Here is a 26,195-nt window from a genome sequence, read left to right as displayed (position 1 = left end):
GCGGAAGAGCGGGCCGAGCTCGGATGCCGGCCCTGATCGGCCCGCTCTCACCTGGCCCGCCTCGAGCCGGGCCACCCTCGAGCCGGGCCACCTCCGAGCCGACCACCCCGAGCCGACCACCCCGAGCCGACCACCCCGAGCCGACCACCCCGAGCCGGTCACCCCCGCCGGCCTACGGATCCGCGCCGGCCGACCGCCCCCGGTCTCAGCACTCAGCAGCGGCCGGCCCGCGCCGTTACGGCGTCACGCGATGCAGGTCCCGCGGGAACGCCGTCACCTCACGAACATTCGCCGCCCCGGTCAGCCGCGCGACGAACCGCTCCAGCCCGATGGCGAACCCCCCGTGCGGCGGCATCCCGTAGCGGAACCCGTCCAGATATCCCGCGATCTTCTCCGGCTCCGGCGCCACCGCCAGATACTCCTCGTACCGGTGCAGCCGCTGTCCTCCCGTCACCAGCTCCAAGCCCCGGAACAACAGGTCGAAGCTGTTGCTCCACCGCGGGTCCGACGGCTGCGGATGGGTGTAGAACGGGCGTTTCGCCATCGGATACCCGGTGACGAAAACGAACTCCGACCCGTGCTCCCGCAGCGCCCACTCCCCCAGCGCGCGTTCGTGGGCCGGGGCCAGGTCCGGTTCCTCCGGTGGCGCCCCCGCGATGCGCAGCGCCTCGGCGAAGTGCACGGCCGGGATCTCGGCCGGCACCCGCGGCACTCCGACGCCGGTCCGCTCCGCGACGGTCTCGGTCATCCCGGCCACGACCGTGGTCAGCGTCGCCATCACGTCGCGGTGGTCGGCGATGAATCCCATCTCCGCGTCGAGCGACGTGTACTGCGCCAGGTGCCGGGCGGTGTCGTGCGGCTCGGCGCGGAACACCGGACCCACCTCGTAGACCCGTTCGAAGACGCCGACCATCAGCTGCTTGTAGAACTGCGGGGACTGCGCCAGGTAGGCCGGGCGGCCGAAGTAGTCGAGCTCGAAGACGTTCGCTCCGGACTCGGTCGCCGTACCGACGATCTTCGGGGTGTGGATCTCGACGAACCGCTGCCGCTCCAGCACGGCCCGGAAACCCGCGGTCGCGGCGGCCGCGACCCGCAGAGCCGTCGCCCGCGACGGATGCCGCAGGGCAAGAGCGGCGTGGTCGAGCTGGGTCGCCATGGTCGCGCTGAGCGTCGGTCGATGCAGGTCGAACGGCAACGGTACGGCGGGAGCGCCGCTCAATGCGCGTACCGAAGGCTCGGTGAGCTCGACCCCCGACGGCGCCGCCGCGTTCGCGGTGACCGTGGCCGTGACCTCGACGACGGTCTCCTCCGGCAGCGCCTCGACCTGGGCACGGACGGCGGGCTCGGTGACCACCACCTGGCTGAGCCCCGCGGCGTCGCGAACGATCAGGAAGGCGACGGACTTGAGCAGCCGGCGGCGGTGCACCCAGCCGGCGATCATGACGGTCTGCTTCTCGTGCGCGGCCAGTTCGGTGGAGAGGATGCGCTGCATGGCGGTGACCTCCTCTGGCGTCTGCAACGCGGCCCCAGGGAGGCGTGGGCGAGCGGGATCCTCGCGGTGCCACCACACCTTCGCGCCCGAAGGCGCCTCTTGTGCTGCTCGGCTCGGGAGTGTCTTCGCGCCCCGGCACCGGGCCACCTTCTCAGCTCCCGGTGGCTCTCTCGACCGGCGTGATCGGGGCGTTACTCGGTTCCGTCAATGCCGTGGCCTGGACGTTAACAGTGGGACACGAGGCACCGCACGGGGTTTTCCGTACGGACGTGAGGGCACTCACAGATCCGCTCTCCGTGAGCCTCGTCGCCCCTGCTCCGGTTGATCTTGCATTCGGCGTAACCTCAGGGTCGTGACTATTGCTCCCGAGGGCCGCCGCATGCTGCGCATCGAGGCGCGCAACGCCGAAACTCCCATCGAGCGGAAGCCGCCGTGGATCAAGGTCAAGGCCAAGATGGGCCCGGAGTACACGCACATGCGCGGCCTGGTCCAGAAGGAAGGCCTGCACACCGTGTGCCAGGAAGCGGGCTGCCCCAACATCTACGAATGCTGGGAAGACCGCGAGGCGACATTCCTCATCGGCGGTGACCAGTGCACCCGCCGCTGCGACTTCTGCCAGATCGACACCGGCAAGCCGGCCGAGTTCGACGCCGACGAGCCCCGCCGCGTCGGCGAGTCCGTCGCCACCATGGGCCTCAAGTACGCAACGGTCACCGGCGTCGCCCGCGACGACCTCCCCGACGGCGGCGCCTGGCTCTACGCCGAGACGGTCCGCCAGATCCACAAGCTCCTGCCGGGCTGCGGCGTCGAGCTCCTGATCCCCGACTTCAACGCCGACCCCCAGCAACTCGCCGAAGTCTTCGGCGCGGCGCCCGAGGTCCTGGCCCACAACGTCGAGACGGTCCCCCGCATCTTCAAGCGCATCCGCCCGGCCTTCCGCTACGAACGCTCCCTCGACGTCATCACCCAGGCCCGCGCGGCCGGGCTGGTCACCAAGTCCAACCTCATCCTGGGCATGGGCGAGGAACGCGCCGAGGTGTCCCAGGCCCTGCGAGACCTGCACGCCGCGGGCTGCGAACTCATCACCATCACGCAATACCTGCGCCCGACGCCGCGGCACCACCCGGTGGAGCGGTGGGTCAAGCCCGAGGAATTCGTGGAGCTGCGCGAGGAAGCCGAGCAGATCGGCTTCGCGGGTGTGATGTCCGGGCCGCTGGTCCGGTCGTCCTACCGCGCCGGACGCCTCTACCAGCAGGCTCTCGCCGCTCGCGGCTGACTGGCCGGGCGCCGCGGGCCCGGGGCCGGGGCAGCCCGAAGCCGGGGGCCGGGGCAGCCCGAAGCCGGGGATCCTCAGCCGGGGACCGAGGACCGGGGACCGGGGCAGCCGCGGACCGGGGCAGCCCGAGGGCCGGGTCTGCCAGGGCAGCCTGGGGGCCGGAGCAGCCAGGGGACCGGGGCCGGAGCAGCCAGGGGACCGAGGGCGGGCCGGCGGCCCGGGGTCTAGGCCTGCGGAAACCGGAGGCCTGGTCGGGAGGCCGCAAGCGGCCAAAGGCCCGGGTGCCCAAACGGGCTCCCAGGGCCCACACGGCTCCGCTGCCCATACGGCCCAAGGCCCACACGCCCCATAGGCCCAAGCGCCCCCAAGGTCCAAACGGCCCGTTGCCCCCACGGCCCATGGCCCACCGCCCCCAGAGGCCCAGACGCCCCCAAGGTCCGAACAGCCGTTGCCCAAAGGGCCCAAGACCCCAGGCCCCAGGCCCCAGGCCCCAGGCCAAGCAGTCTCCAGGCCAAGACGGCCCAGCCCGAAGCGCCCCAGAGCCGACCGGCCCCAAGGCCGAAGCAGCCCGATCGGCCGCTACGGTCTCCTGCGAATCGCTGCCTTCAGTCAAGCAGCCCGAGCCGATGGGCAACCGCTGCCGCCTCGCCCCGGCTCGTCACCGACAGCTTCGCGATGATCCGGGAGACGTGCACGCTCGCCGTCTTCGGCGAGATGTACAACCGTTCCGCGATCCGGCTGTTGCTCTGCCCCTCCGCCACCAACCGCAGCACCTCGCGCTCCCGGTCGGTCAGCAACTCCGTACCCGTGACCGCCGGATGCGTCGCCGACCGCAACCCGATCCGGCGGGCCAGCGTGTCCGCCTCCGACGCCAGTGGCCCGGCGCCCAACGCCCGGGCGATCGCCGCGGCTTCCTCGATCGCTTCGGCCGCGGCTGCCCGCTCCCCCGCTGCCGCTTCCGCCGCCGCGCGGCCCAGGAGCGTCACGGCCAGCGGATAGCGTTGCCCGTCCGCCCGCCAGGCCTGTTCCGCCGCTCGCCAGGCCTCCGGGCCGCCGTGCAGGAGGGCGAAGACCTGCGCCGCGTACGCGCGGTCCGACGGGTACGGCCGCGGCATGTTCTGCGCGATTCCGGCTACCGAGGCGCGGATGTCCGGCGCGTCGACGGCTGCGGCGGCGGCCAGGAGCGGCCAGCCGTACCGGGGTCGTTTGGTGATGGATGGTTCCGCGACCGCTAGTCGCGCCGCGGCCTCGTCGGCTCCGGGGCGCGCGCCGAGGATGCGCAGCTCCAGCAGGGAAAGCCTGTTGTCGCGATTCAGGTACGGCTTGCCGAGGTACGCCACCGCCCGCTGCACCAGCGGTTCCGCCGCCTCGTGGCCTCGTGCCAGGCGCAGCCCGGCGCGGAGCCGGAGCCAGGGCAGGGCGAGCGTGCCGGGCGGGTCGTGGCGGGCGGCTTCCTCGAGGCGGGCGTCCGCCTCGTCCCAGCGGCCGAGGGCGACGAGGGCCTCGGCGTGGTTGGCGAGCAGGAACACGCCGGTGGTGCGGCTGACTCCGACGCGGTCCGCGTACGGGACGCCTTCGGCCGCGGCTGCCGCGGATTCTTCGTAGCGGCCGAGTTCGAAGAGGGAGTCGGAGATGTTGACCAGGGCCCGGGCGAGGTTGGGCAGGTCGCCGGTGGCCCGGGCGCGGACTGCTGCCGCCTCCATCGTCGGAAGGGCTTCTTCCGCGGGGATCCGGCCGCCGCATGCTCTGCCGTACGCGACGGTGGCCGCCACCTCGGTCGTGACGTCGCCGAGTTGGGCGGCTGCCGTCATGGCTTCGGCCGCCACCCGGCCGGCTTCGTCGTCGTCGACGCCGCTGAGCTGGTACGACACGTCGGCCATCAGGGTGACGCGTTCGGTGGACGGGGTGAGGCCGTGCAGCAGCCGGTACGCCTGGCGCGCCTCGGCGGCGCCGTCGCTGGTGCCGGCGTTGTAGAGGAGTTTGGCGCGGCGTACGAGTAGGCGGGCGGCGCGCAGGGGCTCCGTGGCGTGGTCGAGGTCGGCGAGGGCGGCCCGGGTGAGCTTGAGGGCGCGCTGGTGGTCGCCGGCATCGATGGCCGCGAGGGCGCTCTCCTCGAGCAGGTCGAGGTGGCCCGCGCCGAGCCGTTCCGCCGCGTCGTCGACGAGTTCCCACAGTTCGAGGACGCGCTCCAGGAGGCGGGACTGTTCCGCGTACGCGTAGCGGCGGGCGGCGGCCTCGGCTGCTCGCCGGGCCGCGGTCAGGGCTCTCGGATAGTCGTGGGCGGCGTGCCAGTGGTGGGCGATCTCGGCCGGTGCCCGGCCCATCGCCACGAGGTGCGGCTGCGCCTCGACCGCCTCGGCATAGCGGGCGTGCAGGCGGGCGTGCTCCCCCGGCAGAAGATCATCGTGTACGGCCTCACGCACGAGCGCGTGCCGGAATTCGTACCCGCCGTCGGTGTCGACCACGATGAGCTGGGCCGCGACGACGATGCGCAGGGCCGATTCCAGTTCGCCCTCGTCCATGCCGGCGACGGCGCTGAGCAGTTCGTGGCCGAACTTCGTGCCGCCGACCGCCGCGACGCGCAGCACGCGCTGGGCCGGCTCGGGGAGCTGGTCGACGCGGGTCAGCAGCAGGTCGCGGAGGCTGTGCGGGATGTCGCAGCATTCGGGGTCGCCGGAGGCCGCGAACTGTTCGATGAAGAACGGGTTGCCCTGGGCGCGCTCGTGGACGGTGTCGACGAGCGTCGGCTCCGGTTCCGCGCCGAGCAGGTGGGTGAGCATCTGCGCCGTGCCGTCGCGGCCGAGGCGGTCGAGTTCGAGGCGCTGCACGCCTCGTACCCGATCCAGCTCGGCCAGGAACGGCCGCAGCGGGTGGCCGCGGTGCAGTTCGTCGGTGCGGTACGTGGCCACCAGCAGCAGCTGCGGCAGCCGGGCGGAGCGCACCAGGAAGCCGATGAGGTCCCGGGTCGAGCGGTCGGCCCAGTGCAGGTCCTCCAGGACGAGCACCAGCGGCCGATCCGCCGACACCCGCGCGAACAGGGCCGCGACCAGCTCGAACAGGTAGCCGCGCCGGGTCTCCAGCACGGCGTCGCCGGCCGGGCCCAGCTCCGGCAGCAGGCGCGCGAAGTCCTCTTCCCGCCCGTCGAGCACGGCGATGCCGTCGACGCGTACGAGTTCGCGCAGCGCCGCGGCGAAGGGCGCGAAGGGCAGGCCCTCCTCGCCGAGCTCCAGGCACTGCCCGGTGAGGACGCGGGCGCCGTCGGCGGTGGCGGCGCCGCCGAACTCCTCGACGAGGCGGGTCTTGCCGACGCCCGCCTCGCCGCCGACGAGCACGGCGGAGGGCTCGGCGCCGCGGGTGCGTTTGAGCGCGTCACGCAGGGCGGCGAGGTCGGCCTCCCGGCCGACCAGGACGTCGCTGGTGGCGTGCGCGGTCACGCCATCGAGCATGCCATGCCAGGCCATCCCGGCACCGAACGTCGCGATCACGTCGATATCTCCGGCCGGGTCACAGGGCCGCCGGCGCCCGTACCGGGCGCGGGCGCCGCGCGGGGCGCGACCACCAGGTGTGCCGGTGCCGGCCGCCGGTGGAGACCTCGCGAGCGATCCGGTACGCGGCGGCCGCCCGCTGCTCCTCCCCGGCACGCTGGTGGTAGAGGTCGAGCTGGAATCCTGGGTCCTGGAACGAGAACATCGGTGTCTCCTCGCTGGTCGTTCTCCGATGTCCTCGACTCTTCGCGCGAAGGCCCCCGGCCGGCATGGGGAAGCTGCCCGATCTTCGGTCCCGGGGGCCGCCTTACCCGAGGGTCCTGGCCACGTAAGGCAGCACGCCGACCCTTACACTTTCGGGTATGGCAAAACCCCAGGAGAAGGTGTCGTTCGTCGAGCGCCTGAAGCAGATCGGCCAGGTGTTCACGTTCACGGCGCGGCAGGACAGGTGGTTCGTCCCGCTGATCATCGCTGCGGTGCTGATCCCGCTCGCGGTGACCGTGCTCCTCGTGCTCCTGGGCTTCGGCTGGGTCTGGGTCCCGATCGGCGTCATGGTGGCCCTGCTGGCCGCCCTGATCGTGCTCAACCTGCGGTCCAACGCGGCCATGATGAACGCGGCGGAGGGCCAGCCCGGCGCGGCCGCCTCGATCATGGAGAACATGCGGGGCGACTGGCGCGTACGCCCGGCGGCCAGCTCGACCACCCAGTTCGACATGGTCCACGTCGTGATCGGCCGCCCCGGCGTGATCCTCCTCGGCGAGGGGCAGCAGCAGCGGGTCCGCAGCCTGCTGGGCCAGGAGAAGCGCCGCCTGTCGAAGGTCATCGGCAACGCCCCGATGTACGACTACGTGATCGGCAGCGACGAGGGCGAGCTCTCCATCCGCAAGCTGCGGACGACGATGATGAAGCTGCCCCGCAACCTCACCGGCAAGGACGTCAACGCGCTGGACAAGCGCCTCGCGGCGCTGATGGCCCGGCCGCAGATGCCGAAGGGCGCCATCCCGAAGAACATGCGGCCGTCCAAGGGCGCGTTCCGCCAGCAGCGCCCCCGCTGAGCCGCCGCTAGCGGGGCTGCTGCACCGGGTCGGCGCTCCGCGGCACGTCGAGGGTGCGCGCACCCTCGTGGGCGGGCAGGGCCGGCGGCTCTCCCGCGTCCACCGGGGTCCGATCCTCGCCGACCGTGGGCTCGGACTTGAGCCGGCCCCGGCGGGTGTCCCAGATGTCGCGGGCGATGATCTGCAGGATGCCGGCGACCGGGATGGCCAGCAGCGCCCCGAGGATCCCGGCGAGCTCCACCGCGATCAGGATGGCGATCAGCACGGTCAGCGGATTCACCCGCACCGTACGGGCAAAGATCATCGGCTGCAGCAGGTGGTTCTCCAGCTGCTGATAGAGCACGAAGAACACGATGACGACGATGCCGGCCGTGGTCGACTGAACGAATGCCGCGAGCGTGGCGACGACGGCGCCGAGGGTGGCCCCCACGAGCGGGATGAGGTCGGCGAGCCCGACGAACAGGGCGATGAGGCCCGCGTACGGGACCCCGAGGACCGCCAGCACCGCGTACGTGAGCGAGCCGCAGATGACGCTGATGAGCAGGTTCCCGGTGATGTAACCGGTCACGGTCCTCGCGCAGTCGTGGCCGACCCGCGAGATCCGCTCGGCCCGCCGGTCGTCGAACAGCGCAAGGAACCCGTGCACGATCTTCGGCGCCTCGAGCACCATCAGATATGCCAGCACGAAGATCGTCACGATGCCCGCGACACTGGTCGCCGCCCCGCGGAGCAGCGCCAGAGTGGGTGCACCCAGCCCGGCGGCGTACTGGCGGAACTGGTCGGCGTGGCTCTGGGCGTACTCAAGAAGGTGGTAACGCTCGATGAGCCCCCCGACGGGGCCGCGACCGGAGCGCGCATCCTGGATGATCTTCGGATAGTCCGCGACGACCTGCGACCCTTCCCGCACCAGCGGCACGACGAACAGGGTGATGAGGCCGCCGAGGAGCAGCAAGGCCAGCAGGAAGACCATCAGGGTGGCCAGCCAGCGCTTACCGAACGCAGCGCGCCGCTCGACCCAGTTGACCGCGGGATGCAGCGCGACGGCGAAGAAGGCGGCGACGACGATCCAGGTCAGGACCTGGCTGGTCGCCCGGATCAGCGCCAGGACGAGCAGGGTGGCCAGCACCAGCCCGATGACGACCAGGGTACGCCGCGCCACGACGACGCTGTCTCGGTTACTCACAGTGGTTGGCTACCCGCACGGAACCGAGACAAACAGCCCTGGCTGCGCTTCCGCACGCCCGCGGTTTCACCGGGTCATCGGCGGACCAGCTCCACCGCCTGGTCGGTCGGGATCAGCATGATCGGGCCCTCCCCGGCAGCGGGCAGCCAGGTCGCCGGATCGGTCAGGGCCGTTTCGACCTCGGCCTCGGTCATGGACGGTACGTCGGGCAGGTCCCTGTAGCGGTCGGTGGCCACGAGCTCGACGAGGCCGCGATCGATCATGTCCCTGACGACGACGGCGAACCGCGGGATCAGCGGCCGGACGGCGTCGGCGTCAGTGCTGAAACTCCAGATGCCGCCGTCCTCGCGGTGGCCGAGGTAGTCGCCGATGACCTGATTGAGCCAGGACTCCTCGAGTGCGTTGGTGAGGACGACGCACTCCTCGCGGCTCAGTTCGTCCCAGATGCTCATGGATCGATCGTCGCACCCCGGGTTCCGGCGCGGTAAACACGTGGCTCCCCCCTCATCAGCCCGCGACAATGGCCCGCGTGGAGGAGATCGAGGTCCTCGTCGCCCACAGCGAGCGGGCTACCCCGCGCGTCGGCGACGTGTTCCTGAAGATCGATACCGATCAGTCGCGCACCGACGTCGAGGTCGAGGCGATGGCGATGGCGCCGCTCCCGACCCCGGAGGTGCTGTGGCGGAAGCCGCCCGTACTCGCCCTCGCCGCCGTACCGGGCACGGCACTCGGCCACCTCGGCCGGCCGTCGACCGCATCGCCGGCGGCGTGGGCCGCGGCGGGTGCCGCCGTACGGATGCTGCACGACGCGCCCCTGCCGCCGTGGCCCGGCCGGAGCCCCGACGAGATCGCGTCGGACCTCGACGCGGAGTGTTCATGGCTCGTGGGAAACGGCGTCCTCCCCGCCGACCTGGTCACGCGTAACCGCGAGGTCGCCGAGGCCGCGCTCCGGCCGTGGACACCGGTATTCACACACGGCGACCTGCAGACCAACCACGTCTTCGTGGACGGCGACGAGATCACCGGCGTGATCGACTGGTCCGAGGCGGCCCGCGGCGACGCCCTGCACGACCTCGCGATCCTGACGCTCGGATACGAGCAGCACCTCGGCGACGTCATCGCCGGCTACGGCACGGACGTCGACCTCGACGTGATCCGCGCATGGTGGTCACTGCGCAGCCTGGTGGCGGTCCGCTGGCTGGTCGGCCACGGCTTCGACCCGTCCTCGCCAGGCTGCGAGTTCGACGTGCTGAGATCCCGGATGTGAGGTCCTGCGGCGCCCTTCACCCTTCTCCCCGAACGACGACAGCCCGATCCGACCCCGCATCGAAAGCCGCGGCAGCGCGCTCGATCTTCTCGCGATGGGCCTCGCGGGCCGCCGGGTCGACCCGATCCTCGTAGTCGGCCGCTACTCCGGTCCGGCCGTCGAGCTGCTCGCGCAGGATGTCAGCGTGTCCGGCATGCCGGCTGGTGTCCTGCAGGACGTGGACCATCACGGTGAACAGCTTCACGTCGGGACGCGGCCACCACGGCACATAGCCCGGCGCGTCGAGGGGAAGGTCTTCGATCGTGGCGTCGGCGTGTTCCCAGGCTCTCCGGTAGAAGCCGAGGATCTGTTCGCGAGTCTCGTCCTCGGCCACCCACAGGTCGCTGCCGTCCGAGTCCTGCCATCGGGGCAGCGGCTCCGGGAAGGGCCGGTGGAAAATCTCGCCGAAGTATCGGGCCTCCCACGTCGCCAGGTGTTTGACCAGGCCGAGAAGGTTGGTCCCGGTCACCGTCAGGGGGCGGCGGATGTCGTAGTCGGACAGACCGTCGAGCTTCCAGACCAGCGCCTGGCGTGTCCACGTCAGCTGGCGGTGGAGATAGTCCTTCGCGAAGTCATCGATCACAGCGGAAGAGCCTGCCATCCGTTCCAGCGACCGCAAAGGCACGTATGGCCGGGTCTTGGCGGTTTGAGGGACCTGCCGGGTGGATCTGCATCTGCCTGTCGGCTCAGTGCTAGAGGATCAGGCAGTGACGGTCACCGCACCCGACCGGGCATCCCAGAGTCGCCGGTATGCAGGGGCGGAGCCCCGGCCGTCGGAGGCATCCGCCCAACCGGATCCGCAAACGCCACACGGAACCTAGGGTTGGAGTAAGCGTCAGTAACCGGATCAGGCACGGAGCAGAAATGCGGGTCATCTCGCATGGTCGCAGGGACACCATTGGTGGCATCCTCGCGGCGATTGCCGTTGTCGGCGCCCTGGCCGTCTTGATCGCCGAACCCGGCAGGACTCCCGTGTTGGCGCCCAGGACCATCGCCGTTGCCACCGTGGTTGCTGTGTGCTGCGGAGCGGTGCTCGCCTGGGTGATCATGCTGTTGTCTGGTCGGACAGCATCGGTCGGACAGTGGCTTCGCCGAACCTCCGCTGGCGTGGCCCTGTTGACTCCTTTCGTCGTCTACGTGACGTGGCCGTTCTACGCTCCTGGCTGGGATGTCGATTGGTGCGGCGCCCTCATTGCCCGCAACAGGCAGGTGGAAGCATCGAATCCGGGCTTGGGGAGACAATGCCGGCTCGCCGCTCACGACCGACTCTGGGAAGTGGTTGTCTGGGCAGCCATCGCGTGTGCAGCAGCCGTCGGGTACGGGTTGTGGTTGCGATGGCGCGGAAAGGTTCGTGAACCTGAGTGGCCGCTTGTGGCATAGGCGGCGAGCCTCGGTCACACTCCAGGACCGAGCCGCGCGTCACTCGCCGCGGGGGACGCGCACCGGCTCAGCACGTCGGCCTGTCGTTGAAGATCCGCGTTTCGGAACGGGTAGCCGCCGCCGGAGGTGGCCCGGTCGAATGCGGCGTCGATGAAGTCGCTGACAGCGTGCCCTTGCCGGAACAGGTCCGCACTGCGCCAGCCTGTCATCGTCCGGCTTCGCTGGAAGTAGTGGTCGCTGAGCGCCGTCAGGGCGGCGCGGAGTTCGGGACGTGGCAGATGCCCGAGGGCCAGGGACTCCATGGCTTCCCGGACCGCCGGCTCGTCGACGAGGCCGGCATCCTGAGCGATGAGCCTGGCTCGGAATGCGGCAATGGCCGGGATCTTGTCGAGTGTCGGCGTGGCAATGACCTGCTGGATGATGGCGTCCTGAAGCTCCGCGTGGTCTTCGTCGCCCTGTGGTACGAGGTCTTCGGGTACCTCGTCGAGGAGGACGCCTGGCATGTCCCAGGCCGGGAAGTCGACTGGCAGGCGCACCCCGGTGACGCGTTCGGCAAAGGCGAGCCCAGCCGCGCGCCAGTCAGCGTCGCCGCCGTGCCCGAAGGACAGGTCCGTGAGGTAGGCGTCGATATCGGCAGCATCGGGGCCGTTCCTGTCCGCCGGGCGCGACATGTCGAACCCGAAACGCGTACGGCCGCCGACCGCATACCTCAGGGCGTTGGTTGCGTTGACGTTCCAGTAGACGCTCAGCGCCTTACCGCCGGCAGCGGCCCGCCGGAGTACCTCAGTCCGGCTGCCCTGGTAGCCGTTCACTTCGAGTCCGATCTGCCACGTGCCGATCTCAGCGACCAGAAGTGCCGCCGGGACCTCGGTGTAGCGGTACTCGCGGAGACGGTCGCCAAGGTCCTGCCTCGACATGGTCGCTGCCGGGTCACCGCCGAACGCCCGGATCAGGCCTGGCCCGTCCACGCCGCTGGCGTAGGTGACACAGAGGGCTTCGCGCAGGTACGAAGCACCATCGAGCAACCGCCGGTAGTGCTCCACCGAGTCCTGGTCCACCGGCCAACGGTATGCCGAGAGCGGCTAGGGGAAGCCGTTTTCGTCGGCTCTCCGCAACCCGCGCAGCGCGCTGCAACCCATCATGGAGGTCTGCCGACCTGCGGCGATGCCGCCGAAAGCGCCTCTGAGCTACGTCAACGTTTGCTGCTGGTTCTCGTTGTCTCCGGGTGGTTCTCGCGCGGAGCTGGGCCCTGGTTGGGCCTGATGATCTTCGCGACCGGCAAGGCCACGATCAACGCAAGCCGGGTCGTCCTCCTGCCGTGGGTGGCATTCCGTCGCGCAGGCACCGCCCTGCTGGACCGCGTCTGCCCGGTCCAGGTGGAGCGCCCCACCGGACGAGCGACCTGGACCGGGCAGACGCGGTCTGGCTGCCTCCGGTGTGCGAGGAGCTGCCAACCGGGCCGGGCATCCCGGAGCCGCCCGGGTCCAGGGGCGGGTAGCCCTGGCCGACGGAGGTCGGTTCCGGGTCGTAGGACCGGAGGCCCTACCCGCCGGCGGCATGGGGGTGCGGTTGCTGTCCTCCGCAGCCTCTGATCCCCGTGTCCGCAAATCTGGAAGCTGGTGGCACGTCGGCTGCGTACCTTGGGGCTATGCCAGAGGATCAAAGCGAGTCGCTGGCGGGCATGATCCGTTCGTACCTCGACGACGACGAAGTCGCGCTACTCCCGAACGACATCGACGCGGAGGTCCGCAGGAACACGTGGCGTTACAGCGTCGCCGCGGACTCGATCGTGGTAGCCGACGCTGTGGCCGCGCTCCAGCACGTTGCAACGGAACTTCGTCAGCGGTTCGCAGACCACGCCGGCACGGCGACGTTCTACGCCTGGTATGACGAGCAAGCTGGCCAAGTTCGGTGTTCACTGCGTTCACGCGCCCCGGAGGACCTCCCGTTCGGTGCGGCCTACCGCACCACTGAAGACGCCGCCGACGTCGTCCGCCTCGCCGCCACTGACTCGCACCCGGGACACATCCCGTGGAGCGACCTCTCCGACACAACGGACCCGCCTGACGACAGTGCCGCGCAGGCTGTCGAGCCGTTCCCCGTGTGGTGCGCGGTCGTTACCGGTGGCTCGACGAACGGGCGGCGCGTGGGCAACTGATGCGTCATGGCAGCAGGCCCAGAATCTCGTGGAGGGAGATTCCGGGCCTCGGCGTGTCCGCCGGTGCCGCCGTGGCCGCTGCCGGGTCGCGCCGGGAGCGAAGGGCAAGGCGCGACCGGCTGGCAGATGCGCCCGCGTGGCGGCCCGCAGGGCCGCCCTTGCATATGTAGAGAAGGTTCTCACCCGGAAAGGCAGGCAGGAAGGCAGGAAGATCGTTGGGTCTTCGGGATCTATGTGACAGGTCCCTACTAGGAGATGCCTGACACTCCGATCGGAGTATCCGGCCGCGACGGATCCTGCGGGCGGAACTGCTGTCGGAGTTTGCTGGCCTCGGCGTGTCGGCCGAGGGCGTCCAGGTCGGCGGCGAGGTTGGTGGCCAAGATGACGGTGGTGGGGTGGTCGTCGCCGAGGACCCGCTGGTAGTTGGCGAGGGTGTCCTCGTTCAACCGGCGGGCCAACGCCAGCCTGGAGTTCATCGATCGCCTACCCGACGGCTCGCCCAGCTGAAGCTTCCGCTGCAAGGCCGCTCAATCCAGATCCTTCAACGCCCGCCATGCTGTGCTACCCCTCCGGAGGGGAGAGCTAAGTCGGCGTGACCGTGAAGCCTCACCGTTCTCATGATCACCGGACACAGCGGAGGAATCGGCAGGTAAGCCGGGGTGGACATAGAGAAAGTTCTCACCCGCAGTTTGGCTGTTCAAATGCCCACCGTCGGGTGATGTACGACAGCCGTTCGCCGGGTGATCTGCGACAGGTGACGGCGCGGATCGTGGCATGACGCGGAAACGCCCACACTCCAGCGAGACGTCGGAGGAGGATGCGTCCGTGCAAGCTATGAAGCGCTTGAGCGAAACCTCCGGTCCGATGGCCTGGCTGAAAGCCCGCCCAGCCGAAGAAGCCTTGACCGGCTTCGACGCCACCGGCTGGCCGGCGTCCACGTGGATCCTCCACGCGATGTACGAGAACTCAGACCTTGCCGGTCTGGGCACGTACGACGATCTGCATCGGCAGCGGCTCCAGTCTGGAGACGTAGCGCCGCTGATCGTTGGCGACGTCAACCTCGATGCATTCACCAAGGTCACCGGCACACCGCTCGGGTACCCCGTCCGGCCCGGACGGCCCTGGGTCAGAGTGACCTGGGCTGAGTATCTGGATCGGTTCCCTGGCTTCACTCCTTGCCGGGATGTCCCACCGTGCCACCGATGGTTTCCACCCGGCAGTTGGCCGGTGGCGATCGAACCGCCACCAGAGGGTTCGCTGGACGGGGAGAGCGTGGAAGCGCTGCTCTCGGTCCTGACTGCTCATTCAACTGATGGCCCGGATACCGACTGCCTCGCCTTCTACGGGTCGCTGCCAGCGGGCGACTTCGACGGCGTCCACCTTTGGACGGGGCCGCTGAAAAACCTCCGCGACCTCATCGAAGACCAGGGCGGACCCTACGGCTACTCGCCCACCAATTTCTGGCCAGTCGAGCGGGAGTGGTTCGTCTGGACTGACTACGACCTCGACGCGACGAAGGTCAGCGGCGATCAGAGTCTCGTGAGAGCCCTGCGCGCGGAACCGCGTCTGGAATGCCTCGACTGGCCAGGACCCGACGTCACGTAGCCCACGACCGCTGCCCGGCCACGCATGGTGGGGGTGACCGGCGGGATACCACCTTTCAGCCGCAAGATCCGTGGTCGATCGACTAAGGCAGTTCGCAGCCTTCTAGCCATGTCGCACCTCAGTGTGCGGATATGTGTAGCGCATCTACTGACGGAGGACAGTTTGGCTGGAGGTGGAGGACATCGACTTCGACCGGAAGGAGCTGTCCGTGCGGCAGCAGCTCAAGTCGCACAAGGGCCGGCCGCCGACCAAAACCAGCACGCGGGTGGTGGAGCTGCCTGACGTCGTCGCGGACGCACTCCGTATGCATCTCGCCGACGCGCCGGACCCGGTCGAGGTCGCCGACGACACCAACCCCCGGAGGCCGACCCGGCGGCTCGCGGCTCTCGTCTTCCGGAACGCGGACGGCGGGCCGGTGCTGGCGTCGACTTTCTCGCGGACGTGGACCCCGGTACGGACCTAGGCGGGGCTTCCGCCGCGCTGGGGGATCCACGGTCTGCGCCACTACTACGCGACCCTGTTGATTCACGCGGGAGCGAGCGTCAAAACGGTGCAGCTGGCGCTGGGGCACTCCAGCCCCACGATCACGCTCAACGAATACGTGCACGAGTGGCCGGACGCTCTCGACCGCACCCGGTCGCTGGTCGACGGCGCCCTCGGACAGCCGGAAGCGGCGGCCACGCAGGCTCGGAGCCAGGCATGACCGCCGCTTCTCAGTTTGTCGCCGAGTTGTCGCGGCACTCTCGACCTGGGGAGAAACCGCAGGTCAAGGTCTAGAAATACCTAGACGTTGTAGTACATCTCGAACTCGTGCGGGGTCGGGCGCAGCCGGACCGGGTCGATCTCGTTCGCGCGCTTCCAGTCGATCCACGTCGAGATCAGGTCGTCGGTGAAGACGCCGCCCGCGGTCAGGAACTCGTGGTCGGCCTCGAGGCTGTTCAGGACCGCGTCCAGCGAGCCCGGGACCTGCTTGACGTTGCCCCACTCCTCCGGCGGGAGGTCGTAGAGGTCCTTGTCGATCGGGGCCGGGGGCTCGATCTTGTTCTTGATGCCGTCCAGGCCGGCCATCATCTGGGCCGAGAAGGACAGGTACGGGTTGGACGACGGGTCCGGCACGCGGAACTCGACGCGCTTGGCCTTCGGGTTGCTTCCGGTGACCGGGATGCGGGTGCATGCGGAGCGGTTGCGCTGCGAGTAGACCAGGTTGACCGGGGCCTCGTAGCCGGGCACCAGGCGCCGGTACGAGTTGACGGTCGGGTTGGTGAACGCGAGCAGCGACGGCGCGTGGTGCAGCAGGCCGCCGATGTACCAGCGGGCCGTGTCGGACAGGCCCGCGTAGCCGGTCTCGTCGTAGAACAGCGGCTCGCCGTTCAGCCAGAGGCTCTGGTGGGTGTGCATGCCGGAACCGTTGTCACCGAACAGCGGCTTCGGCATGAAGGTGGCGGTCTTGCCGTGCTCCCAGGCGGTGTTCTTGATGATGTACTTGAACATCTGCATCTGGTCGCCGGCGTGCAGCAGGGTCGAGAACTTGTAGTTGATCTCGGCCTGGCCCGCGGTGCCGACCTCGTGGTGCGAACGCTCCACGGTGAAGCCGACGTCGATCAGGCGGCGGACCATGGCGTCGCGCAGGTCGGAGTAGTGGTCGACTGGGGCCACCGGGAAGTAGCCGCCCTTGTACGCGGTCTTGTAGCCGCGGTTGCCGCCTTCCTCCTCCTTGCCGGAGTTCCAGGCGCCCTCGATCGAGTCGATGTAGTAGAAGGACTCGTTCGCGGAGGTGGAGTGGCGGATGGAGTCGAAGATGTAGAACTCGGCCTCGGCGCCGAAGTACGCCGTGTCGGCGATGCCGCTGGACGCCAGGTAGGTCTCGGCCTTCTTCGCCACGTTCCGCGGGTCGCGCGAGTAGGGCTCGCGGGTGAACGGGTCGTGGATGAAGAAGTTCAGGGCCAGGGTCTTCTGAATGCGGAACGGGTCGATGAAGGCCGTCGTCACGTCCGGCAGCAGCATCATGTCGGACTCGTGGATGGCCTGGAACCCGCGGATCGACGATCCGTCGAAGGCGAGACCGTCGGTGACCACACTGTCGTCGAACGATTCCACAGGCATGTTGAAGTGCTGCATCACGCCGGGAAGGTCACAGAACCGTACGTCGACGAACTTGACGTCCTCGTCTTTGAGGTATCGCAGGAGTTCCTCGGGATTGGCGAACACACGTCCTCCTGGCACAGGTTTTCGAACCGGGGCGGCGTGGGCCGCCACGTGGCTAGGCTGGTCGCGACGCTATGGGGTGGCGGTTGCCCAGGCGTATCCCTATTGTTTCCGCCGTGTTACGGAGCCTGCGACCAACCGGACCCTAACCCCGGTGACGCGCCTCCGGCAGCAGATCATCCGACCGGTACGCCCCCAGCATGACCCCTTACCCCGGCGATTACGCTGATCAACGTGGCGACCCGCGCGAGACTGCCCGTGACCGAGCCCGCCGACTTCGGCCGGCGCTTCGCCGCGCTGATCATCGACTGGGCGCTGTGCCTGCTGATCTCGAGCTTCTACGCCGATCCGCGGGTGGTGGCATGGCCGCCTGTGGTCGTACTCGTCTTCATCAACGCCCTTTTCATCGGGCCGTTCGGACAGACTCCCGGGATGGCCCTGGCCCGGCTGCGCTGCGTGTCGTTCGCCGACGGCGGGGCCATCGGCATCGCGAAAGGCCTGCTCCGCGGCGTCCTGCTGGCGCTGCTGATCCCGGCGATCATCATGGACGCCGACCGCCGGGGCCTGCACGACCGCGCCGCCGGCTCGATCGTCGTGAAGGTGCCGAAGGCATGACTCACGTGGACGCCGGGACGAACTCGGGCGTCCGAGCCGGCTGATCCGCCGCGACCGCACCGGCCGTGACGGGCATCCCCACGAGCAGGAAGATTCCCAGCAGCACGTACAGGTTCGCCCCGACAACCGCCAGCGGCGGCTTGGGCCCGTTCTCGTACAGGAAAGTCACCCGGGTGCACACGATCGCGTAGCCGGCCACGCCGACCCGGAACACCCACCGGTGCGTACGGGCCACCTCGACGCACCGGACCAGCGCCGGCAGCAGCCACACCCAGTGGTGCACCCAGGTGACCGGGCTGATCAGGCAGCCGAGGATGCCGGTCAGCGCCAGGCCACCGAGGGGGTCGGCACGGCGTACCCGCCAGGCCCAGAGCCCGACGGCGAGCAGGACGCACACGACCCAGAGCCGGGACTCGACCGGGTCGACCGGCAGCCGGGCGAGCATGCCGCGAAGCGACTGGTTGGAGACGTACTCGAGGTTTCCGACCCGGTTGGTGTCCCAGAGCGCCGCGGTCCAGAACTCTCGGGAAGCGTCCGGCCAGAAGGCGGCGGGCAGGAGGGTGGCCGCGGCGGCGGTCGCGACGGCGGTGGCCGCGGCCCGCCATCGGCGGGTCACCAGCAGGTAGATGATGAAGACGCCGGGGGTCAGCTTGATCGCGGTGGCGACGCCGATGCCCACACCGGCCCAGCGCCGGCCCCGGGCCACCCCGAACAGTACGTCGCCCGCGACCAGGGCGAGCAGCAGCATGTTCACCTGCCCGAAGCCGAACGTCTCGCGGACCGGCTCGAAGAACAGGGCGAGGCAGACGGCGAGGGCCAGGGCGTACCACGGCGTCCAGCCACGGCGGCGGATCAGCGGAGCGATGAACCACCGCACGACCACCACCGTCGTGACCAGGGTGGCGACGGACGCGACCGTGGCGACCAGCCACAGCGGCAGCCACGCCATGGGCGCCATCACCAGGCCCGCGAACGGCGGGTAGGTGAAGCCGTACCTGTCGCCTTCCTTGAGGTAGTCGTAGACCAGCCCGCCGTCGCGGAACCAGTAGCGGACCGCGCCGGCGTAGACGCCCGAGTCGAAGTAGAAGTGGTGGATCGCCGTCCAGACGAGCGAAGCCACGGCGGCCGTCGCCGCGGCGGCAAGGATCACGGTCCGGCGGGTCACGCGACCACCCTACGGTCCCGCTGCCGGCGTACGGCGACCACCACGATCACGACCAGCGCGACCGTGACGACGAACGCGCCGGGGAGGCGAGTGTAGAGCGCCCAGTTGTAGCCGGCCGGCGTGGTCAGGGTCGCCGCGAAGGCGCACAGGCCCAGCACCCGGCGGTCCTCCGGGCGGGTCGCGGCGAGGACGGCCAGCGGCCAGGTGGCGTACCAGGGGTGGAAGACCGGGGCGCACAGGACCGTCGCCGCGAGCGCGAGGCCCGCGCCGGCGAGGGCGTCGCCGCCGCGGAAGGCCCGCCACCAGAGGATCACCAGGACGACGGCGAGGACGAGCACACCGATCAGACGGGTCACGGGTACGGCGTCCAGCCCGGTGGCGAACTCGACGGTCAGCCCGACGGCCGTGGAGGGCGACCCCCACGTCACGCTGTCACCGCTGCGCAGCAGTCCGGCGACCCAGCCGGCGCCGCGGCCCGACACGAGGGCCAGCAGGACCGTCGTCACCAGGAGGCCGCCCCCGATCGCGGCGGCCGGCGGCCAGAGGTCGCGCAGGGTGCGGCGGCCGGTGGTCGGCGGAGACACCGGCGCGAGGGCGGCCACGACGGCGAACGGCACCACCACGATCGCCGTCGCCTTGACACCGACCGCCAGCCCCAGCACCGCACCGGCAGCCGCCAGGCCCCAGGGAGCGGGACGGGCGGCGGCGAGGGCGAGTCCCGCGACGATCAGGGCGATCATGAGCGCGTCGTTGTGTGCGCCCGAGACGAGGTGCACGAGCACGAGCGGGCAGGCGAGCACCGTCCAGGTCGTCCGGGCCGGGTCGGCGCCGCAGCGGCGGGCGAGGGCCGGCAGGCACACGGCGAGCAGCGCCACGCCCGCCACGGCGACGATCCGCAGGCCGGCCACCACCCCGGCGAGCGAGTCCCCGGCGTACGCCACCACGCGGGCGGCGACGACCAGGAACAGCGGCCCGTACGGCGCGGGCGAGTCCACCCACGACGACGCCACCGAGCTCAGCCACGGGCAGCCGGCCTCACCCACGCCGCCCGCGTACGGGTCACCGCCGGCGTGCTGGACGAACCCCTGGCACGCGTACGAATAAACGTCCGCGCTGCCCAGCGGCAGGAACGGAAGCACGGGCAAGAACCACAGCCCGGCCGTGACCAGGACCCACCGGGTCGAGGGCACGACATGCCGGCCGGTCCACCACGCGGCGATGAGCAGCGCCGTGCCGAGCACCCAGAGGATCGGCAGCAGCACCCCGCGCTGACCGCTGAGCAGCGTCACCGGGTTGATGCTGGGCACCCGCTGGAACCCGGCTCCGCCCAGGTACGCCGTGCCGGCCGTGGCGACGCTGCCCGCGAACCCGCCCCACCGCACGAGCCGGGGGGTGACCGTCATGCCGGCGCCCCGACCGGGGCGGGACGGCGCAGCCAGCGCACCGAACGCCAGGCGATCCAGCCGGCGAGGCCGGTCACGAGGAACGCGAACGGCACCTGCAGCGGTTTCCAGGCGCCGTCACCGTCCGGCAGGATCAGGAACATCGAGGCGATGATCGTGACCTCGAGCCGGCGCATCCGGACCGTTGTCACCGCGAAGAGCGCCAGCGTCCAGAAGAGGTACCAGGGCTGGGTGATCGGCGCGAAGAAGATGACCGCGAGACATGCCAGCCCGGCGCCGTGCAACGCGTCGCCGCGCCGGAAGTGCCACCAGATCGCCACGAGCGTGACCAGCAGCAGGAGCAGGGCGACCGCGCGTACGGCCGGGACGACGTCGAGCGCCACACCGAACCACTTGGCGACGGCGTTGACCGCGATCCCGACGGCGGTGGGCGGCGACGTCCAGCTGCGTGACTCCCCCGCCCCGGACAGCGCGACCGCCCACCCGAAACCGAGGCCGGAGACGACCGACAGCGCTACGAGGGCGGCGGCCGCACCGCCGACGACCGCACCGCCGCGGCGCAGGAAGCGCAGCAGGCCGTCGCGGGTCAGCTCGAGCCCACCGGCGGCGAGCAGGGCGGCGAACGGCAGCACCACGCCGACCGTGGTCTTGACCGCGATCGCGGCGCCGACCAGTGCGCCGCCGGCGATCAGCTGCCCGGTGGGACGCCGGCCGGCGACGAGCGTCAATCCGGCCAGGAGCAGCGCGATGGTGAGGGCGTCGTTGTGCCCGCCGCCGACGAAGTGCACCGGCACCAGGGGGCAGCACAGCACGAGCCACAGGGCCCGCTCCTCCGGTACGCCCGTACGGCGAGCCAGCGCGGGGACGACCAGGGCCAGCGCCGCCACGGCGAGGACCGCGTACAGGCGGAAGATGCCGAGGGCGACGGCCTGCGAGCCGAAGGAGGCGGCCAGGCCGGTGAGGACGATCCAGAGCGGCCCGTACGGCGTGGGCGTGTCCCGCCACACCACCGACACCGACTCGATCCACGGGCACGGCTGCGCCGCGACGCCCACCACCGACGGGTTGAAGCCGGCGTCGAAGAGGGCGCCCTGGCACGCGTACGCGTACATGTCCCGGCTGGCCAGTGGCGGCACGAAGAGCAGGGGGACGATCCACAGCGCGGCCGTCACGACGATCCACCTGCGGGACGCGGTGAGGCGGCGGCCGTACCACCACGCGACGCACAGCGCGGTGAGCCCGGCGATCCAGAGCAGCAGGATCGCGACGCCGTTCGGGCCGCGCAGGATGCTCATGACCGAGACACCGCGCCGGATGAACGTCGGCGCCCCGAACAGGACGGCGTCGGCCGCCGCGCACGCCGAGCCGAGGAAGCCGAGCCATCGGATCCCCGCCGGGGTGCCGAGCCACGCGGGCGCCGTCATGGGTTCGCCCGCAGGATCGTCACTCCCTCGACCACCGTGCCGAGGCGATAGTGGGCGGCCAGGTCGGCGGCGATCCCGCCGCTGGGATCCACCGCCCCCGGTGGGGTGTCGAGGACCACCAGGGCGGGCCGCTGCGGCGACGTCAGCATGGCGCGCAGCCGCGGCAGCGCGTCCGGAATCTTGTCGATCGGCTTTCCCCACAGGTACGGATACGGCGACTCCCGGTCGGCCGCGAAATACAGGTACGCCTCCGACTCCAGGACGTAGATGCGGTCGTCCGGCGTCGTGGAGGCCCTGATCACGGCCGCGATCCGGTCGTCTCGGGCGGCCAGCGCATCGTACGGGATGGTGTCCGCCCGGCGCCCCGGCGACATCGGCACGAGCGCGGCGAGCCACACCAGCGTGGGCAGCACGACGACCGCTGCGAGCGCGCGCCGCGGCCACGGCGACCGGATTCCCACCACCGCGGCGGCGGCGAGCAGCACCAGCGCGGGCAGCGGCTGGACGAAGTAGTGCGGCCAGTACGAGCCGCCGAGGTTGATGCCGACGAATCCGGCGGCGAGCCAGGCGCCGAGCAGCCACCGGCCGCCCCGGTCGAAGCGTCGCCATCCCAGCACCGCCACGATCAGGATCAGCGTCAGATCGAGCGCGATGTCGCCGGCGTGCCGGCCGAGGTCGGTCCAGCGCGTCGAGGCGTTGGAGCCGTCGCCACCCATGGCGGACAGCTGATAGCCGACGAGCGCCGTCCAGTAGAAGTTCCAGCCGACCGCGATGCCGTGCAGCACGGACGCCACGAGCGGCAGCGCCGCGGCCGCCAGGAACGCCACGGCCGCCCGTACGTTGCGGGCCAGGACCACGATGACCAGCCCGGCCACGATGCCGTCGATGCCGGACTGCTTCATCGTCAGTGCGACGCCCGCGCAGAGCCCCGCGGCCGCGAGCACCCACAGCGGCCGGTCCCGGCGCCACCACCAGACGGCGAGCGCGATCGACACCGTCGACGGGATGCTGGCGAGCAACTCACCGTTGAGGGTCATGCCCTCCAGGTGCGGGGCCAGCCCGGCGACGGCGTAGAGCCACGCCGCCGTGATGCCCACCGCGCGGCCCACCAGCAGCCATCCGATCGCCGCCAGCGCCACGGTGATGATCGCGCCGCCGAGAACCATGCCGGCCCGGATCGTCCAGCCGGCGTCGTCGATCGCCAGCAGGGCCCGGTACGTCAGCAGCAGCCCCTGCGGCCGGTCGAGCCACGCGGTGTCGTAGAGGCGGTCGCCCCGGGCCCACTGCCGGGCCACGTACGCGTAACCGCCCTCGTCCGTCGACAGGCCGGTGAAGACGAAGGGCAGGCGTACCAGCACCGCCACCACCGCGGCTGCCAGGACCGGCCGGACCGCGGGGTGGTCGCGATCAAGCATCGAGGACGCGCTCCATCGCCGCCCGCGACCGCCGGGTGATCCGCAGGTACCGGTCGACGAACTCCCCCGGATCCCCGCCGCCGAGCAGCTGCACCACTCCGGCGAGCTCGACACCGTGCTGCGGCAGCTGATCGGTCGGCCGGCCGCGGACCAGCGTCAACGCGTTGCGTACGCGGGAGGCCAGGGTCCACCCCGCGGTCATCGCGGCGGCGTCCACCCGGTCGACCAGCTTGGCCTGCAGTTCCGCCCCGAGGGCCTCGAGCGTACGGGTCTTGCGCAGCTCGGGCAGCGCGTACGCGTGCCGCAGCTGCAGCAGTTGCACCGCCCATTCGACGTCGGCGAGCCCGCCCCGCCCCAGCTTGGCGTGCGTGTTCGGGTCGGCGCCGCGGGGCAGCCGCTCGGTCTCCACCCGGGCCTTGATCCGCCGGATCTCGACGACCTGCTCGCGGGTGAGCCCGCCGTCGGGATAGCGCACGCCGTCGGCGAGCTCCTCGAAGCGCCGGCCGAGGTCCTCGTCGCCGCAGACGAACCGGGCACGCAGCAGTGCCTGCGACTCCCAGACCCGGGACCAGCGGGCGTAGTACTGGGCGTACGCATTGAGGCTGCGAACCAGCGGTCCCTGGCGGCCCTCGGGCCGCAGGTCGGCGTCCACGCCCAGCGGCGGGTCGGGTGCGGGTGCGCCCAGGGTCCGGCGCATCTCCTCGGCGATCGCGTGGGCGGCCGCGGTGGCCTGCGACTCGGGGACGTCCGCGGGCGGGTCGTAGACGAACAGCACGTCGGCGTCGGACGGGTAGCTCATCTCGTACCCGCCGAGCCGGCCCATGCCGATCACCGCGAAGCACAGGCCGTCCGGGCCGGGATGGACGCGCCGGGCCGCGTGCAACGCCGCGCCCAGCGTGGCATCGGTGAGGTCGGACAGGGCGATGCCGATCGCGTGCACGTCCAGCGGCTGGGTGGGAGCGAGCTCACCGGCCTCGCTGAGGATGTCGGCACAAGCCAGCCGGAACAGCTCGCGCCGGCGCAGGGCCCGGACGGCCACGATGGCCGGCGCCGGGTCGGTGTCGCCCTCCCGCAGGTGCCGCTCGACGGCGGCGATGAAACCGTCGCGCAGCACCTCCCGCGGCCGGGGCTGGAGCTCCGCGTCGTCGGCCAGCAGGCGCAGCGCCTCCGGGTCGCGGGTGAGCAGGTCGGTCGCGTACCGGGAGAGGCTGAGCACCCGGGCGAGCCGGCGCGCGACCGGGCCGCCGTCGCGGAGCAGGCGCAGATACCAGGGTGTGCTGCCGAGCTTGTCGGAGACGTGCCGGTAGTTGAGCAGGCCGCGGTCGGGTTCGGGCCCGTCCGCGAACTCCTGGAGCAGCATCGGCAGCAGGGTGCGCTGGATCGCCGCGGTGCGGCTCACGCCGCCGGTCAGCGCCTGCAGGTGCCGCAGCGCGCCGGCCGGGTCCGCGAAGCCGAGCACCTCGAGGCGGCGGCCCGCCGACTCCGGCGTCATCCGCAGGGCCTCGGCGGGCACCCGGGCGACCGCTTCGAGCAGCGGCTGGTAGAGCAGCTTGACGTGCAGCCGGCGGACCTGGGCGGCGTGGCTCACCCAGTCGGAGCGGAAGGCCTCCACGGCGTCGCGGCCGGCCAGCGCCTTGTAGCCCAGCGCCGCGGCGAGCCAGCGCAGGGCCTGAGGATCGTCCGGGACCGTGTGCGTACGCCGCAGGTTCTGCAACTGCAGCCGATGTTCGACCGTACGCAGGAAGCGGTACCCCCGCAGCAACGTCTCGCCGTCCTCACGGCCCACGTACCCGCCGGCGACCAGCGCCCGCAGGGCCGGGAGGGTGCCGCCGTCGCGCAGGGTCTCGTCGATGCGCCCGTGCACCAGCTGCAGCAGCTGGACGGCGAACTCGATGTCCCGCAGGCCGCCGGGGCCCCGCTTGATCTCCCGGTCCACCTCCTTGGGCGGCACGTTGTCGATGATCTTCCGGCGCATGTCGCGGACGTCGGCCACCGCCTCGGGGCGTTCGGCGGCGTGCCACACCAGCGGCGCCAGGTCGTCGATCCACTCCTGCGCGAGACCCAGGTCTCCGGCCGCCGGCCGGGCCTTCAACAGGGCCTGGAATTCCCAGGTACGCGCCCAGCGGCGGTAGTAGGCCTGGTGGCTGGCGAGCGTACGGACCAGCGGGCCGCGGTTGCCCTCGGGCCGCAACGCCGCGTCCACCGGCCACGCGACCATCCCGCAGACCTCGATCAGCTTGGCCGCGACCGTGGTGCCCGCCGACAGGTCCTCGTCCCCGGCGGCCACGAAGATGACGTCCACATCGGACACGTAGTTGAGCTCGCCACCGCCGCACTTGCCCATCGCCACGACCGCCAGCCGCGGCTCGGCGGTGCCCTCGGGAAGACCGGCCACGGCTATCGCGTACGCGGCCCCCAGCGTCTCGTCCGCCAGCCGGGACAGCGCGGCCATGGTCGGCTCCAGGCCGCGGCCGCCGGTCAGGTCCGCGGCGACGATCCGCAACAGCGCGATCCGGTACGCCGTCCGCAGCGCCGGAACGGTCGGCGGCCCCTCGCCCGTCGAGTCGCCGAAGTCCAGGTGCCCTTCCGCGTTCGGGGGGAGGCCGGTCTTGCCCGTCGCCAGCACCCGCCACTGGTCGTGGTTGGCGACGAGGTGGTCGCCGAGCGCACTGGAGGCACCCAGCACGGCGATCAGGCGACGCCGCAGGCCGGCATCGGTCGCCAGCGCCGACAGGATGGCGTCGGCGGCAGGGCTGGCGGGGATCTCCTCCCCCGGGCCGGTGACCGGGCCGCCGTTGCCCCGCAGGGCCGCCCGCGACACGGCGTCGACGAGCCGATGCAGCTGGCGCAGCGCAAGGTTCGGGTCGGCCGCCCCGGACAGCGTCTGCAGCAGCTCGGCCGCGGTGCCGTCGGTGGGCTCCTGCGCCTCGGCGTCCCAGAGCCGCAGCCCCTGCGGGCCGAGCAGGTCGGCCGCGCGGGCACCGTTGTCGGCGAAGCCGTACCGGGCGAGCCGGCTGGGCCTGGTCAC

The 26,195-nt window shown here is 71.1% G+C and carries 22 protein-coding genes and 1 pseudogene; 9 read left to right on the top strand and 14 right to left on the bottom strand.

Going from position 1 to position 26,195, the window contains the following annotated elements; genetic code table 11:
• Positions 1 to 235 precede the first annotated feature (235 nt).
• On the bottom strand, positions 236 to 1,492 hold the full coding sequence (gene aspS / locus ACIBO8_RS06925; protein ID WP_396114181.1) for an aspartate--tRNA(Asn) ligase: 1,257 nt from the start codon (positions 1,490 to 1,492) through the stop codon (positions 236 to 238).
• A gap of 379 nt (positions 1,493 to 1,871) precedes the next feature.
• Between aspS and lipA the strand changes: the two genes are divergently transcribed.
• Complete coding sequence (lipA, locus tag ACIBO8_RS06920; protein WP_396114736.1) at positions 1,872 to 2,768, top strand: lipoyl synthase; 897 nt, start codon at positions 1,872 to 1,874, stop codon at positions 2,766 to 2,768.
• Between the two features lie 605 nt (positions 2,769 to 3,373).
• On the opposite strand, the gene ACIBO8_RS06915 is transcribed toward lipA, so the two are convergent.
• On the bottom strand, positions 3,374 to 6,202 hold the full coding sequence (locus tag ACIBO8_RS06915; RefSeq protein WP_396114180.1) for an ATP-binding protein: 2,829 nt from the start codon (positions 6,200 to 6,202) through the stop codon (positions 3,374 to 3,376).
• Positions 6,203 to 6,272: 70 nt separating this feature from the next.
• Positions 6,273 to 6,458: a hypothetical protein gene (locus tag ACIBO8_RS06910; protein ID WP_396114179.1), complete on the bottom strand. Its 186-nt coding sequence runs from the start codon at positions 6,456 to 6,458 to the stop codon at positions 6,273 to 6,275.
• 157 nt (positions 6,459 to 6,615) lie between these two features.
• Here ACIBO8_RS06910 and ACIBO8_RS06905 point away from each other — a divergent pair, with 157 nt between their 5' ends.
• A complete protein-coding gene (locus ACIBO8_RS06905) occupies positions 6,616 to 7,308 on the top strand; it encodes a DUF4191 domain-containing protein (protein WP_396114178.1) in 693 nt (230 codons plus the stop codon).
• Between the two features lie 7 nt (positions 7,309 to 7,315).
• Here ACIBO8_RS06905 and ACIBO8_RS06900 read toward each other — a convergent pair whose 3' ends face one another.
• Positions 7,316 to 8,491: an AI-2E family transporter gene (locus ACIBO8_RS06900; protein WP_396114177.1), complete on the bottom strand. Its 1,176-nt coding sequence runs from the start codon at positions 8,489 to 8,491 to the stop codon at positions 7,316 to 7,318.
• A 74-nt stretch (positions 8,492 to 8,565) separates the two neighbouring features.
• Positions 8,566 to 8,943: a hypothetical protein gene (locus tag ACIBO8_RS06895; RefSeq protein WP_396114176.1), complete on the bottom strand. Its 378-nt coding sequence runs from the start codon at positions 8,941 to 8,943 to the stop codon at positions 8,566 to 8,568.
• 68 nt (positions 8,944 to 9,011) lie between these two features.
• Here ACIBO8_RS06895 and ACIBO8_RS06890 point away from each other — a divergent pair, with 68 nt between their 5' ends.
• Positions 9,012 to 9,758 (top strand): phosphotransferase family protein, encoded by a 747-nt coding sequence (locus tag ACIBO8_RS06890; protein ID WP_396114175.1) that lies wholly within the window; start codon positions 9,012 to 9,014, stop codon positions 9,756 to 9,758.
• 16 nt (positions 9,759 to 9,774) lie between these two features.
• Here the strand turns inward: ACIBO8_RS06890 and ACIBO8_RS06885 are convergent, their stop codons facing one another.
• Positions 9,775 to 10,380 (bottom strand): DinB family protein, encoded by a 606-nt coding sequence (locus tag ACIBO8_RS06885; RefSeq protein WP_396114174.1) that lies wholly within the window; start codon positions 10,378 to 10,380, stop codon positions 9,775 to 9,777.
• Positions 10,381 to 10,661: 281 nt separating this feature from the next.
• Here ACIBO8_RS06885 and ACIBO8_RS06880 point away from each other — a divergent pair, with 281 nt between their 5' ends.
• Entirely contained in the window at positions 10,662 to 11,177 is a 516-nt protein-coding gene (locus tag ACIBO8_RS06880) for a hypothetical protein (RefSeq protein WP_396114173.1), read from the top strand.
• Between the two features lie 14 nt (positions 11,178 to 11,191).
• On the opposite strand, the gene ACIBO8_RS06875 is transcribed toward ACIBO8_RS06880, so the two are convergent.
• Entirely contained in the window at positions 11,192 to 12,235 is a 1,044-nt protein-coding gene (locus ACIBO8_RS06875) for a DUF6461 domain-containing protein (protein WP_396114172.1), read from the bottom strand.
• A 590-nt stretch (positions 12,236 to 12,825) separates the two neighbouring features.
• On the opposite strand from ACIBO8_RS06875, the gene ACIBO8_RS06870 reads away from it, so the two are divergent.
• Entirely contained in the window at positions 12,826 to 13,335 is a 510-nt protein-coding gene (locus tag ACIBO8_RS06870) for a hypothetical protein (protein WP_396114171.1), read from the top strand.
• Positions 13,336 to 13,583: 248 nt separating this feature from the next.
• On the opposite strand, the gene ACIBO8_RS06865 is transcribed toward ACIBO8_RS06870, so the two are convergent.
• Complete coding sequence (locus tag ACIBO8_RS06865) at positions 13,584 to 13,811, bottom strand: tetratricopeptide repeat protein (protein WP_396114170.1); 228 nt, start codon at positions 13,809 to 13,811, stop codon at positions 13,584 to 13,586.
• A 349-nt stretch (positions 13,812 to 14,160) separates the two neighbouring features.
• Between ACIBO8_RS06865 and ACIBO8_RS06860 the strand changes: the two genes are divergently transcribed.
• From ACIBO8_RS06860 to ACIBO8_RS06850, 3 genes and pseudogenes are all read left to right on the top strand, one after another.
• A complete protein-coding gene (locus ACIBO8_RS06860) occupies positions 14,161 to 14,940 on the top strand; it encodes a hypothetical protein (protein WP_396114169.1) in 780 nt (259 codons plus the stop codon).
• Positions 14,941 to 15,112: 172 nt separating this feature from the next.
• Entirely contained in the window at positions 15,113 to 15,403 is a 291-nt protein-coding gene (locus tag ACIBO8_RS06855; protein ID WP_396114168.1) for a hypothetical protein, read from the top strand.
• A gap of 15 nt (positions 15,404 to 15,418) precedes the next feature.
• A pseudogene (locus ACIBO8_RS06850) lies at positions 15,419 to 15,643 on the top strand (tyrosine-type recombinase/integrase); the annotation flags it as partial.
• 80 nt (positions 15,644 to 15,723) lie between these two features.
• Here the strand turns inward: ACIBO8_RS06850 and glnA are convergent.
• Positions 15,724 to 17,148 (bottom strand): type I glutamate--ammonia ligase, encoded by a 1,425-nt coding sequence (gene glnA / locus ACIBO8_RS06845; RefSeq protein WP_396114167.1) that lies wholly within the window; start codon positions 17,146 to 17,148, stop codon positions 15,724 to 15,726.
• 225 nt (positions 17,149 to 17,373) lie between these two features.
• On the opposite strand from glnA, the gene ACIBO8_RS06840 reads away from it, so the two are divergent.
• Complete coding sequence (locus ACIBO8_RS06840; RefSeq protein ID WP_396114735.1) at positions 17,374 to 17,760, top strand: RDD family protein; 387 nt, start codon at positions 17,374 to 17,376, stop codon at positions 17,758 to 17,760.
• A gap of 1 nt (position 17,761) precedes the next feature.
• Here ACIBO8_RS06840 and ACIBO8_RS06835 read toward each other — a convergent pair whose 3' ends face one another.
• Genes ACIBO8_RS06835 through ACIBO8_RS06815 form a run of 5 tightly spaced genes read right to left on the bottom strand, consistent with a single transcriptional unit; the run spans position 17,762 to position 26,195 of the window.
• Positions 17,762 to 18,925, bottom strand: a complete 1,164-nt coding sequence (locus ACIBO8_RS06835) for a glycosyltransferase 87 family protein (protein WP_396114166.1) — start codon at positions 18,923 to 18,925, stop codon at positions 17,762 to 17,764.
• A complete protein-coding gene (gene mptB, locus ACIBO8_RS06830; protein ID WP_396114165.1) occupies positions 18,922 to 20,328 on the bottom strand; it encodes a polyprenol phosphomannose-dependent alpha 1,6 mannosyltransferase MptB in 1,407 nt (468 codons plus the stop codon). Before mptB (ACIBO8_RS06830) ends, ACIBO8_RS06835 begins: the two co-directional genes overlap by 4 nt.
• Positions 20,325 to 21,752 carry a polyprenol phosphomannose-dependent alpha 1,6 mannosyltransferase MptB gene (gene mptB, locus ACIBO8_RS06825; RefSeq protein WP_396114164.1) on the bottom strand — a complete coding sequence of 476 codons (1,428 nt, stop codon included), beginning with the start codon at positions 21,750 to 21,752 and terminating at the stop codon, positions 20,325 to 20,327. The genes mptB (ACIBO8_RS06830) and mptB (ACIBO8_RS06825) overlap by 4 nt, the downstream gene beginning before the upstream one ends.
• Positions 21,749 to 23,167: a hypothetical protein gene (locus ACIBO8_RS06820; protein ID WP_396114163.1), complete on the bottom strand. Its 1,419-nt coding sequence runs from the start codon at positions 23,165 to 23,167 to the stop codon at positions 21,749 to 21,751. The genes mptB (ACIBO8_RS06825) and ACIBO8_RS06820 overlap by 4 nt, the downstream gene beginning before the upstream one ends.
• A complete protein-coding gene (locus ACIBO8_RS06815; protein ID WP_396114162.1) occupies positions 23,160 to 26,195 on the bottom strand; it encodes a bifunctional [glutamine synthetase] adenylyltransferase/[glutamine synthetase]-adenylyl-L-tyrosine phosphorylase in 3,036 nt (1,011 codons plus the stop codon). Before ACIBO8_RS06815 ends, ACIBO8_RS06820 begins: the two co-directional genes overlap by 8 nt.

Source organism: Actinoplanes sp. NPDC049681 (assembly GCF_044465265.1).
In the GTDB taxonomy this organism is placed as follows: domain Bacteria; phylum Actinomycetota; class Actinomycetes; order Mycobacteriales; family Micromonosporaceae; genus Actinoplanes.
The sequence above is the reverse complement of the archived record's forward strand: the minus strand, read 5'-3'. Positions and strand labels throughout refer to the sequence as shown.